Origin of the sequence: Rhizobacter sp. (assembly GCF_031412495.1) — a bacterium.
In the GTDB taxonomy this organism is placed as follows: domain Bacteria; phylum Pseudomonadota; class Gammaproteobacteria; order Burkholderiales; family Burkholderiaceae_C; genus Schlegelella_A.
On sequence record NZ_JANODC010000474.1, the window covers coordinates 1 to 11127 of the forward strand.

Sequence of the window (11127 nt, forward strand, 5' to 3'; positions counted from 1 at the left end):
ATTCGCCATCGACAGGCACTGCCTCGCCGACGGCGCCGTTCGTGGCCCCCGGGGGCGCGGGAACGGCCAGTCCCGGCGGCCGCAAGATGTTCGTAGGCACCTCTAGGCTCTTCAAGCCCGGCGTGGGCGAGCTGAACCTGATGTTGTCCACCTTGCCCACACGGTGCGCGACTCGGTCGGCGGACCCCGCCTGTCGATGTCGTGCTTCATCGGCAGCACAGGCGAGTCCAGCGCTGGTGCTCTGGAACTGACGCGTCCAGCGAACTTGTGTTGTCGGATGCGCCGCTGCGGCGACGGCGTTTCTACTGGACCCGCCGCACCGACGACAGTAGCTTCGACATGCCTCCGATTCGCGGATATTGGCCGGGTCCGAAGACAGCGCAACTGCCCCGATGCTGGGAGTCGGTGCAAAACTCCCAACGGCCCGCATAGACGATCACAGAGGCGGTACGGTCATTGAAGCTGGCCCGCTCAAGATTGGCAACGTCTCGGTCGACAGCCAAGCGTTCGCCGCGAAAACCGGCTTCCGAGAAAAGCTCCATTCCCTCACGCGGGCCGGATGGCACCGCAGCCGCAACTGCAGGCGCAGGAACAGGTCGCACCGATTCGACCGGTCGTCGCAGACCGACGTTGTTCAGCCTGTCATAGCGACCGGGTCCGACGACGACGCACTTGCCTTCGAAGTTCGGATTGGTGCACAGCATCCAGCTTCCCGATTCGACGTAAGCCGATAACGCGCCATCTTCCCCCAGACCGGTGCGGTTCAGGTCGATAAACGCCCGCGAGGCAGCAACGCTTTCCCCGTTCAGGCCTTCATCGCCATAGAGAACGATTCGTCCAGTCGCTACAGCGGGTGCCTGCGAGCCAGTGCCGGACCCATTGTTGACGACAGCGGGGGCATCTCGCGCCGAGCGCACCAGACGTGCCGAGGATATTTCTTTGACCATGCCGTAGCCCAGATCCGCATAGCGCCCGGGAGTAAAGGTCCGGCACTTTCCTGCATAGCCGTCGTCCGAGCACAGTTGCCAGGTGCCTGCGGTCACGACGACGCTCGAGGCGCGATCGTTGAAGCCGGTGCCTTGCAGTGTTTCAGCGTCTGTATCGAGACGCATCGTGCGGCCTCGGAAGTCCGGCTGCCCAAACAATTCGATGGATCCGCGGCCATAGTTGCTGTAGCTGCCTCGATTGTCGCTATTGCTTCCCACCTCGCGGGCGGAACTGATACGTTCACTGAGGCGCTGGTCGAGCGTCGGATACTCGCCCGGAGGAAGCGTGACGCACAGACCCTTGAAGTCCGAATCGGTACAGACCTCCCAACGGCCGGATCTCACGACGATGCTCGAAGCTCTGTCGTTAAAGCCGGTGCTGAGGATGCTCGGCGTGAAACCTCGCAGCGTGAGCTGCCCTCCGTCGAATCCAACGCCTTCGTAAAGAGTGATCTCTGCAGCCATGGCAGATGCCATGAAACAGCCTGCCACGAGCACTGCTAAGCCCGAACGACTCGCTCGACCCTGGACCGAGCTCCATCCGAGGCAGGGCAATTGCCTGTAGGCACGAGCTGCCTGTTGCTTGCCTTGCGCTGCAGCGAATTTAGCCGCCTGGAGGCAGGTTCTCATGACGTTCCTTGTAGGAGCTTTGGGATGCGATCCCGCAATGATGCTTGCATGGACGTTCCGATCATCATCTGTGGCGACAGGGAAGCCTCGACTTGTTCACGAAGGGGTGAAGCAGACAACGGGTGGGCTCACGGGGTTAGGCGGCCATATTCGAACCGCATATGAGCTGGCGCCCAGGAAGCCAAGAAACTAGTTACGACGTCAGCGATGCGTCAAACATGATCTGTACGCGCCTCGGGCCGCTCACGCGTCTGTTCAGGTTGCGTTCATCGTCGTCCGCGCAGGATGGCTCACCCCACCTTCGAAAGATCAAGTGCCTCGTGCTGCCAGATTCTTCGCCGCCGCCCTTGCAGCCGCGGCTCTCCTGGTACTCGGTGACCCAGGTGGGACTGGCTTTCGCATCGGCGCCGTAAACGGCGGAAGTGACGCCGAGGAGGACCTCCACCCCTTCGACGATGACGATTGGGACTGGGACTCGGAATGGGATCAATTTCAACTAGCCTGCGCTCACAAGAAGCCCTGCCCCGCTTCAGAATAGAGTGATGCACGCGGTACCGCTTGCAGCAATCAAGTTTCCTGACCTGTCGTATCCGGTCACCGAATAACAATAGTCTCGGTCGAAGACCACGGAGTCGTCGACAAGTGTCGTAGATGTGACGTTCGCAAGGACGCCGCCGTCTCGACTCACGGTAAAGACGTCGACGAACGGATCGTCGCTCCAGTCGACTTGCACGGTTTCGGGACCGATCCGCGTCAGGACGATTTCCAAGGCAGCAACGAACGGCGTGGGTTCAACAATGACGACGACGTCTGCTTCGCCACCTCCACCGCACCCAGCTAGGAACGCCAGGGCTCCAGCGGCTGCCAAGCGCCGGAAAGAGCCATTAAGTTGCAACATCGAGGTTCCCTCTCAAGGTGCGGCGAGTGGCCGGGCGGACACCGACAGGGTGGACGAAGACAGATAGAGAAGCGGCCTCGCCTGGTCCGGAGCATCGACACGAACCAGGAAAAACCGGTCGAACGGCCGATCAGTCGGTAGGTGCGCTACCAGCGCCGGCGCTGGCATCGCGTCGCTCGCGATTGCGCCCGTGGCTCCGCGCAGGTCCATGCGGGTGGGCGTCTGCCTGACCTGGGTCCAACTGAACTGCATGACTCCATGGGTCAGTTTCGCTGTGGCCTGAAGCCGAATCGACTCGCGTTCGGGAAAGCCCAGACCCCCGTCACTGACGACGATCTCGGTTTGTTGGACTGGCAGTTCCAGGGTTTTGGAACCGACTGTGAGGCGAACGGCTCGAATCGCGCCGATGTGGCGACCCACATAGGGGTCGGGATCTGAGTCTGCTGACCGATCGTCATATCGAATCGCAAAGGACAAGTTTCCCGATGCAAGGTCGCCCGCCGAAAATGGCAGGGTAGCTGGCACGCGTGCCAAACGTTCCGCGGAGAACGGCATGAAAGTTCCGGTGCCGAGCAGCTCGACCTCGGCGGCATTGGCTGCCTGACCGACTGCTCCCCCTGCGAGCAAGCCGAGGGTGCAAAGCAAGTGCGGAGCGGTAAACCACTTTCGCATCTTCGGTGCTGTCTTGGGACGCAACTGCATCTAAGCCTCCGATTTCGTACGTTGCGATGCGCAAGCTTTGTATGACGCTTGTGCAAATGCCTTTAGCTAGCAATCGATGTGCGCGACCTGGACCGTCAGGGAGATGCTCGCATTGCAAAACACGAACGACCGTTGAGTACCACGACTACTTCGCTCGACCGAGCCCAGCCGCAGTACGGTTCAGAACTGCCCAAGGTCGTGGGATTCCGTCAGTCCCGATACTCGTGGTGCCACTTTCGGCCTCCACGATCGTGATCACGGTGCCCATAGCGCTCACGCCACTCCTTGCGACGCCATTCGTCGCGATGCCACTCGGCATGGCGCCAGGCGCGCTCGCGCTCCCATTCGGAACGCGCGTCGTAGCCACCCCAGCGCGGGCGCTCATACACCTCGCTCGGCGCAACGTAGACGTGCGGCCTTGCGTACACCGGCGCCGGTTGTACGTAAACCGGCCGCGGCTGCACGTAAACCGGCCGCGGCTGCACGTAAACCGGTTCCGCCTCCACCCACCCGGGTCCGGTCTGGAAGCCGATCGAGAAGGAGACATCCGGGCGGGCCTCGGCGAGGGTGGCGGCACCCAGGGCTGCGGTGGCCAGCGTCGCGGCGACGAAGAACCTGGCGGAGGAGGAGCGGTTCATGGCAGGTCCTGCAGTTGCAATGAGGACATCTTGCGATCCCATGCATGAACCGGAACTGAACGAAAAGTGAATTCTGTTCAGGCTGTCGGCAGTGTGATCTCGACACGCCCGCCACCCATCCCGGATCGCGATAACCTTAGCTCGCCGCCATGGCTCGCGACCAGGTCATTGACGACGGCGAGGCCGACGCCGTGCCCCGGCACACGCTCGTCGCCGCGCACGTGCAGCTGCAGGATGGCGCGCGTGTCGCCGAATCCCGGGCCGTCGTCGTCGATGCGCAAATGCAGGCCGTCGTCTCTCCGTTCGGCCATCACGGCGACCCGCTGGCGCGCCCACTTCGCCGCGTTGTCCATCACGTTGCCGAGCATCTCGAAAGCATCGCCCTCGTTGATGCGCCAGGCGAGCGCCGGTGCGCACTCGAGCGTGACGGCGAGGCCCTTGTCGGAGTACACCTTGGCGAGCGAATCGCGGATCCGGTTGAGCACCGGCGCCAGCGCCAACGTGGGCGCGAAGCGCGATGCGCCGCTCGCGGCAGCACGGCCGAGTTGGTGCTGGACGATGTCGTCCATGCGCGCCACCTGCGCCGCCACCGTCGCAGGCAGCTGTGCCGGCTCGCTCAGCGCCGTGCGAAGCACCGCCAGCGGCGTCTTCAAGCTGTGAGCCAGGAAGCTCAGCGCCTCGCGATAGCGCGTCTGGCGCTGCCTTTCCTGAGCGATCAGGGTGTTGAGGTTGTCGGTGAGCGCCGCGACCTCCACCGGGTAGCATCCCTCGACCTGCGACTGCTCGCCATGCTCGATGGCGCGAATCTCTCGCGTCGCTTGGCCGAGCGGCGCCAGGCCCCAGCGCAACAACACGGTCTGGGCGGCGAGCAGCAGCAGCGCCGCGCCGCCCAGCCACGCCCACGACGTGCGCTCGAAGACGGCGATCTCGCGGTCGAACTCCGCTTTGTCCTCGAACACCGACAGCTGCAGCGGCACCGAACCCGCGCGGCCGGCCCACGACACGCCGGTGCCGACGGCGAGGAAGTCGCGTCCCGCGGCCCCGGCAACCTCATAACGCCACTGTCCCGTGCCGACGTCGGGCAGCAGCGGCGTCTCGCGGCCCACGGTCGATGGCGAGCGCCAAGTCTGGCCGCGGCCGACGTTGACGATGCTTGCGTACAAGCCCGAGCCGGGCAGCGAAAGGCGCGGCTCGGGGAAGGCCGCTGGCATGACGAGGGCGCCCGTGGCGTCGACCTCGGCCGCCGCGAGCAGCAGATAGACGGTGGTCTGCAGCCGGGCGAAGCGCGCGGCGCGGACGCTGTCTTCGTGGGCCCGCTGCACAGCCCAGCCCGCGCCGGCAAGAAACACGATCAGCATCAGCGCCGCGCCGAGCATGAGCCGCGCGCGCAGCGAATCCGGCCACTTCATCCGAGCGTGAACCGATAGCCGCGCCCACGCAGCGTCTCGATCGGCGACAACGTCCCGCCCGGGTCGAGCTTCTTCCTCAATCGACCGATCAACACCTCGAGCACGTTGCTGTCGCGGTCTTCGTCGTGCGGGTACAGGTAGTCCGAGAGCTCCTGCTTGCCGACGATGCGGGCCCGCTCGCGCACCAGAAACTCGAGCAGCCGGTACTCGAACGCGGTGAGCTCGACAACGGCGCCACCGAGGCGGACCGACTGCGCCGAGAAGTTGATGGCCAGCGGGCCGAGCGTGAGCACGTCCGACGTGGCTTTGAGGGAGCGGCGCAGCAGCGCCTTCACGCGCGCGAGCAACTCGGGGTACTCGAAGGGCTTGACCAGGTAGTCGTCGGCGCCCGCCTCGAGGCCCGTGACCTTGTCCTGCCAACTGCCGCGGGCGGTGAGGATCAGGATCGGCATCGTCCGGCCCTCGCCCCGAAGGCGGCTGACGACGTCGATGCCGCTCAGCCGCGGCAGCCCGAGATCGACGATGACGAGGTCGATGGGATATTCCTGCGCCTGGAACAGGCCTTCAACGCCGTCGGTGGCCTGATCGACGCGATAGCCATCTGCTTCGAGCCGCCGTGCCAGGCCGAGCCGCAGGGCGGCATCGTCCTCTATCAGCAGGACGCGCATGCCGCCGGCCCGTCGATCAGCCTACAACCCGGCCGCTCGCGGCGTCGACGATGACGACGCGGACCTCGCCCTTGGCGCTGAGGATCTTGACGCGCCAGACCGGCCGGCGGTCAACCTCGGCACGCTCGACGGCGAGCACGCGGCCGCTGGCGACCCGTTGCGCCACCGCGGCGGCCTCGTCGCGGCCGACATCGGCCGATGCCGGCAGCGCCGAGGCGACCAGCAGCGCGCAGAAGAATGGCCTGAGGAGCGCGTTCATCCGCCTATCGTCCCACAGGTTCCACTGACACGCGGACCGGCATGAACGCGCCGGGCTGGTCCTGCATCAAAGTCGAGAAGCGCTGGCCGCGGAACTCGTAGTCGACCCGGTAGCCGACGATGCGCGACTGGAAGTCACTCACCGTCCGACACGAGGTCACCTCGCGAACGACCGGTTCGACCGGCTGCTCCCAGCGCCCGCGGTTGGCGATGTTGTCGCCAGTGAACGCGCCGACGACGGCGCCGACCGCCGTGGCGGCCTCACGGCCGTGACCGCGGCCGACCTGGTTGCCGATCAGCGCGCCCGCAAGGCCGCCAACCACCGCGCCGCCGTAGTTTCGACGGCCTGTGGTGCGTTCTTCAGACACCCAGTCGCGCCGGCATTCCTGGCGTGGAACGCTGACGTTCTCGTACTGCGGCTCGACGCCGATGACGCGGGCGTTGTCGGTGTAGGTGTTCGCCTGCACGCCGAAGGCGGCGGTGGCGCTGGCGAGCAGGACGAAGAGGGCCGAGCGGTTCATGAAAGCTCCATCAACTAAGGATGGGTCGCATCCTGCGGGGGGGTGCATGAACCCGAGCTGAACAGAACAGTTGACTCCTGGAAGGCCAGGCCGGGCGTCTTGCGCATAGGACGTGCGGTCTCGGGATGCCTGACGTGCCCTTCACGGACGATCTAATACGATGTGACTTCAGCCAGATGTTCGGGCTGCTAGCGCAGGTCAGCGGCGCCGGGTGCCCGATCTGCGCAGTAAGGCAGGCGACGATGCGGCGCTGAAGGTTTGCGCGCTGTTCGATATGCCTCGCGAGCGGGTGGCTTTCGTCGAGCGCCAGCTGCTGCGGCTGGCCGAGTCCCGCTTCGGCGGGCCGATGCCGAACGCCACGTTGTGCTATGTGTGGGATCAGTCGTGGCCACGCGGGAGCGTGGTCTCCAACGCCTACACGAAGCGGGTGCGATTCATCACGCTCGACGGTCCGGCGGGCGCTTGGCTGAGCGAGCGACACGATCTTGCCGTCGACTTCCTGCTCGCCTTTGGTGACGAGTCGCGCGAAGTTCCGCCCCTGCGCGCCATCCTGGTCGGGGCCGATGCCGACAACACCGGCGGGCGCAGCGTCGGCTGGATTGACGCGCTGCGGCTCGAACCCGCATCGAGACCCTGATCCGATCGAATAGCAGAAGCCCCAGCTGTGATGCCCGCTCTCACGAGGCGGCACCGGGCGGCGACCTGCGAGGCTGCAGTTGGGGGTTGTAGACCGAGTGGAGCACCCGCCGGCCGACACCCTGGGGCGCACTGAGGAGCGCGGCAGGTACGCATGGTCGGATGACTCCTCTGCAGCGGTTGCGGTCGGCTCGAGTGCGCTGCGAACTCACGGTCTCTGGCGCGAACTAGGCAGCACCTAGAACTCTCCACCTCCTGGGCCTCGATGCGCCCTACGTCACGGACGTTCGCGTCGGGTGAATCGTCGATTCGCAGGCACTTAGTTGGCCGTTTCGGCCAAGAGTCGAAGACGAAGTCGGATGCCAGATAAATTTTCGCCAATCGCCAGCGGCGACTGGACCACTGCCGAGTTCGCGAGGGGCAAGGCTATGCGGCCGCCAAGGCTGCGTGGAACTAACTCGGCGAACTCGGCGCGCACACCACCGAGATCTTGCCCTGGCGCAGCATCTTGCCGATGGCCGGCGGTGGCGGCTGGTCGGTGGCGACCGCCGACACCTCGGTGATCGATCCGATCCGCACCGACGCCGTGCGGCCGAACTTGCTGTGGTCCACGACAAGCACGCTGCGGCGGGCGTGCTGCATCATCGTGCGCACCACGTCGACCTCGCCCTCGTGATAGTCGAGCAGGCTTCCGTCGGTATCGATGCCGCCCACGCTGAAGATACAAAGGTCGGCACGGTACTGCTGGACGGCCGCGAGCGTGGTGGTGCCACTGGTGCCGAGGTTACGGCCTTCGACGCGTCCCCCCAGCGCGATCACTTCGATGCCGGACTGCGCCGCCAACGCTTGCGCGGCTTCGAGGTTGTTGGTCATCACTTTCAGACCTGTGCGCGACTGAAGCCCCTGGGCCACGGCCAGCATCGTGGTACCAAGCGAGAGGAACAGCGACGAGCGATCGGGCAGCCACTGCGCCAGTCGCCGCGCGATAAGGGCCTTCTCGCGTGCGAATTCGGTGTGCCGCAGCGCATAGCTGCTGTTGGCCACGCTCGACGGCATCGAAGCGCCGCCGTGATGACGGATGACGCGGCCTTCGTCGGCGAGACGGTTCAGGTCGCTGCGCAGCGTCTGCGGCGTGACGCGAAAGTGGGCCAGCAGGTCGTCGATGGCCATGTAGCCGCCGGCGTTGATCAGCTCCAGGATCCGCTCGCGACGTGCTGCTGACGTCATGGCCTCAGGGGCTGCCGTACTGCGCCGCGAAGGTCGGCCCGTCGCCCGCCATGGTCATGCCGCCTTGCCATGCCGGGTGTCGATGCCATGGCGTCGCGAAGCGGTCGGTAAGGCCATTGATGCCTTCGACGAACCGGGTCGATACCGACTCCAGCTCGTGTTCCATCGCCGTCATGTCCGGAAAGTTCTCGAAGGCGGTCTGCCAGATCGCGCGTCCGCACAGGTAGCCGCTTGCCCCAGCACGGTAGGCATAGGTGAGCGAGCGCTGGAAGTCGGCCGGGCCGGCGGCGGCGCTCAACAGCACCCACGGGCGGGTCGTGAGCGCGCCCAGCGCATCGTAGGCATGCTGCACCGCAGCGGCCTGCGGGCCATCGGGGTCGGGCACGCCGCGCAGCATGGCGGGCGGTTCGAGCTTGTAGATGTCGACACCGAACTCGGCGCCGGCAAAGTCGCGCATCGACTCCTGCACCAGCCGGGTCCGGTTCGCGTCGACGAAGCCCGGCGCTTCACCGGGGAGCGGGTACACCAGCAGTTCGAGCAGCAGCACGATGTCGTGTGCGCGGCACTCCCGGCCGATGCGGCGCACGAATGCCTGTTGATGCTGGAGCACCGAAGCCGCCGCGTCCGGGCGGTACCAGACGAGCAGCTTCACCGCATCGCCGCCGATGCGACGGATCTTCGCCACGCTCCACGATGGAATCGTGTCCGAGCGCCGGCCCTCCGCACTGTCCTCGGTGATGTGATGCTCGAGCGACAGGCACAGCCCCGTGCGTGGCGACATCGCCTCGGCGCAGCGCGGATAAGCGAAGTTCGGGTCGAGCAGCATCGCGGTCGCCAGGGGCGACAGCCGCCGCGTGATCGCGACCTTCACGGCCGCCAGGTCCTCGTACGGCGCCTCCGCCGTACCGCGGATGCGCGCGATGGGTTGCATCAGCGGCGTGCGCTGGTCGATGGCGATCATCTTCCAGTGCCCGGCCGCGTCGGCGAGTCGGCGCATGCCCCACAGCTTGCCGGGGGTCAGTTCGGTCATTGGGTTTCCTTCAGGAGTTGAGCCACGGCCGAGGCCTCCGGCGCGGCCGACCAGCCGCTGCCGTTGCTGCATTTGAGTGCCGCAGCGGCGGTGGCGAAGCGCGCGGCATCCAGGACACCCAGGCCACGCGCCTGCGCCAGCGTGTAGGCGCCGTGGAACACGTCGCCCGCTCCGTTGGTGTCGCGGGCGACGACCGCGATCGCCGCGATTCGATGGATCACGCCGTCGACGAGGAACACGCTGCCGCGCTCGCCCAAGGTGACGCCGACAACGCCGGCGGTCAGTTCACGCATGCGGCGCAAGCCCGCTTCGACATCGGCAAGGCCGGCCGCCTCGGCGAGGCCGGCCTCCGAGAAGATCGCATGATCGGCCAGCGGCAGCAGCTCGCGGACCGCGGCCGGCTCGCCCACGTCGGCGTCGAGCACGCGGGCAATGCGATGCGCCTGCGCCGCCCGGAGAAGCGCACGCGCGCCGCGTGGCCAGCGAAAATCCGCATGCACGGCCCGCACCGATGCCACTTCGGCCAGCGGCAGCCAGTCGGGCGAATCGTCGAGCTGGCCGCGAAAGACCGCGAGCAGGCGTTCGCCGTTGTCGGCGACCAGGACGGCGGCCGTCGGCGTCTGCGTGCCGGCAATGGACGGCGCCGGCGTGCGCACGCCGTGGGCTTGCAGTTCCCGGCGCAGGTCGTGACCCTCGATGTCGTCGCCGAGCCGGCCCCAGAACGACACCCTGCCGCCCAGCCGCGCCGCCGCCACCGCGGCGGTGGCGGCCATCCCGCCGCCGCGCCGGGACAGGCCACTGGCGGTGAGCTTGCGCGGAACGGCGGGCAGGCTGGGCACCGTGAACACCAGGTCGCGGACGGCGATGCCGAGGCAGATCAGGGCGGGCATGCGGTGCGCCTCAGCGCCGCCCGGTCTGCGGATCGAACAGGATCACGCTTTCGGGGTCGAGCACCAGGCCGGCTTCGCTGCCCGACTGCAGCGTGCTGTCGCCGGGAACCCGGGCGACGAGCTTGTGGCCAGCGCAGACGACCGTGACCAGGGTGTCGGCGCCGAGCGGTTCGATCACGCCGACGGTGCCGCGCAAGGTCGCGGCGGCGCTTGCGGCCACGACGCGGATGCGCTCGGGTCGCACCCCCATCTCGGCCGGGCCGTCGCGCGCGGCCGGCAGCGGCAGGCTGGCACCCCCCGGCAGTCGCAGCACTCCGCCGCTGCCGATAACCGGCATGAAGTTCATCGCCGGAGCGCCGAGGAAGCCGGCGACGAAGCGCGTCGCCGGGCGGTGGTAGAGCTCGAGCGGCGTGCCGATCTGCTCGATGCGGCCGGCGTTGAGCACGACGATCCGGTCGGCCATCGTCATCGCCTCGACCTGGTCGTGGGTGACGTAGATCGAGGTCGTCTTCAGGCGCTGGTGCAGGGCCTTGATCTCGGAACGCATGTCGACGCGCAGCTTGGCGTCGAGGTTGGAGAGCGGCTCGTCGAACAGGAAGACCTTCGGGTTGCGCACGATCGCGCGGCCCATCGC

13 protein-coding genes are annotated in these 11127 nt (G+C 66.7%); 1 reads left to right on the forward strand and 12 read right to left on the reverse strand.

Features of this window, described 5'->3' with window-relative positions; translation table 11 throughout:
- Positions 1 to 302: 302 nt before the first annotated feature.
- From AC30N0_RS17670 to AC30N0_RS17705, 8 genes are all read right to left on the reverse strand, one after another.
- Complete coding sequence (locus tag AC30N0_RS17670) at positions 303 to 1451, reverse strand: beta/gamma crystallin-related protein (protein WP_489519201.1); 1149 nt, start codon at positions 1449 to 1451, stop codon at positions 303 to 305.
- Between the two features lie 694 nt (positions 1452 to 2145).
- Positions 2146 to 2514 (reverse strand): hypothetical protein, encoded by a 369-nt coding sequence (locus tag AC30N0_RS17675; RefSeq protein ID WP_489519202.1) that lies wholly within the window; start codon positions 2512 to 2514, stop codon positions 2146 to 2148.
- A gap of 12 nt (positions 2515 to 2526) precedes the next feature.
- A complete protein-coding gene (locus AC30N0_RS17680; protein ID WP_489519203.1) occupies positions 2527 to 3216 on the reverse strand; it encodes a hypothetical protein in 690 nt (229 codons plus the stop codon).
- Between the two features lie 209 nt (positions 3217 to 3425).
- A complete protein-coding gene (locus AC30N0_RS17685; protein WP_489519204.1) occupies positions 3426 to 3854 on the reverse strand; it encodes a PXPV repeat protein in 429 nt (142 codons plus the stop codon).
- Between the two features lie 77 nt (positions 3855 to 3931).
- Positions 3932 to 5263, reverse strand: a complete 1332-nt coding sequence (locus AC30N0_RS17690; RefSeq protein WP_489519205.1) for an ATP-binding protein — start codon at positions 5261 to 5263, stop codon at positions 3932 to 3934.
- Complete coding sequence (locus AC30N0_RS17695) at positions 5260 to 5931, reverse strand: response regulator transcription factor (RefSeq protein ID WP_489519206.1); 672 nt, start codon at positions 5929 to 5931, stop codon at positions 5260 to 5262. Before AC30N0_RS17695 ends, AC30N0_RS17690 begins: the two co-directional genes overlap by 4 nt.
- A gap of 16 nt (positions 5932 to 5947) precedes the next feature.
- Positions 5948 to 6190: a PepSY domain-containing protein gene (locus AC30N0_RS17700; protein WP_489519207.1), complete on the reverse strand. Its 243-nt coding sequence runs from the start codon at positions 6188 to 6190 to the stop codon at positions 5948 to 5950.
- Positions 6191 to 6194: 4 nt separating this feature from the next.
- Complete coding sequence (locus AC30N0_RS17705; protein ID WP_489519208.1) at positions 6195 to 6710, reverse strand: glycine zipper 2TM domain-containing protein; 516 nt, start codon at positions 6708 to 6710, stop codon at positions 6195 to 6197.
- Positions 6711 to 6921: 211 nt separating this feature from the next.
- Between AC30N0_RS17705 and AC30N0_RS17710 the strand changes: the two genes are divergently transcribed.
- On the forward strand, positions 6922 to 7347 hold the full coding sequence (locus tag AC30N0_RS17710; protein ID WP_489519209.1) for a DUF3047 domain-containing protein: 426 nt from the start codon (positions 6922 to 6924) through the stop codon (positions 7345 to 7347).
- 452 nt (positions 7348 to 7799) lie between these two features.
- Here AC30N0_RS17710 and AC30N0_RS17715 read toward each other — a convergent pair whose 3' ends face one another.
- The 4 genes from AC30N0_RS17715 to AC30N0_RS17730 form a co-directional block, all read right to left on the reverse strand.
- Entirely contained in the window at positions 7800 to 8573 is a 774-nt protein-coding gene (locus AC30N0_RS17715; RefSeq protein WP_489519210.1) for a DeoR/GlpR family DNA-binding transcription regulator, read from the reverse strand.
- A 4-nt stretch (positions 8574 to 8577) separates the two neighbouring features.
- The gene (locus AC30N0_RS17720) at positions 8578 to 9603 is read right to left on the reverse strand and encodes a tagatose 1,6-diphosphate aldolase (RefSeq protein WP_489519211.1); all 1026 of its coding nucleotides are present in this window, start codon (positions 9601 to 9603) and stop codon (positions 8578 to 8580) included.
- Entirely contained in the window at positions 9600 to 10493 is an 894-nt protein-coding gene (locus tag AC30N0_RS17725; protein WP_489519212.1) for a PfkB family carbohydrate kinase, read from the reverse strand. The genes AC30N0_RS17720 and AC30N0_RS17725 overlap by 4 nt, the downstream gene beginning before the upstream one ends.
- Positions 10494 to 10503: 10 nt before the next feature.
- On the reverse strand, positions 10504 to 11127 hold a 624-nt coding region (locus tag AC30N0_RS17730), incomplete at its 5' end, for an ABC transporter ATP-binding protein (RefSeq protein ID WP_489519213.1).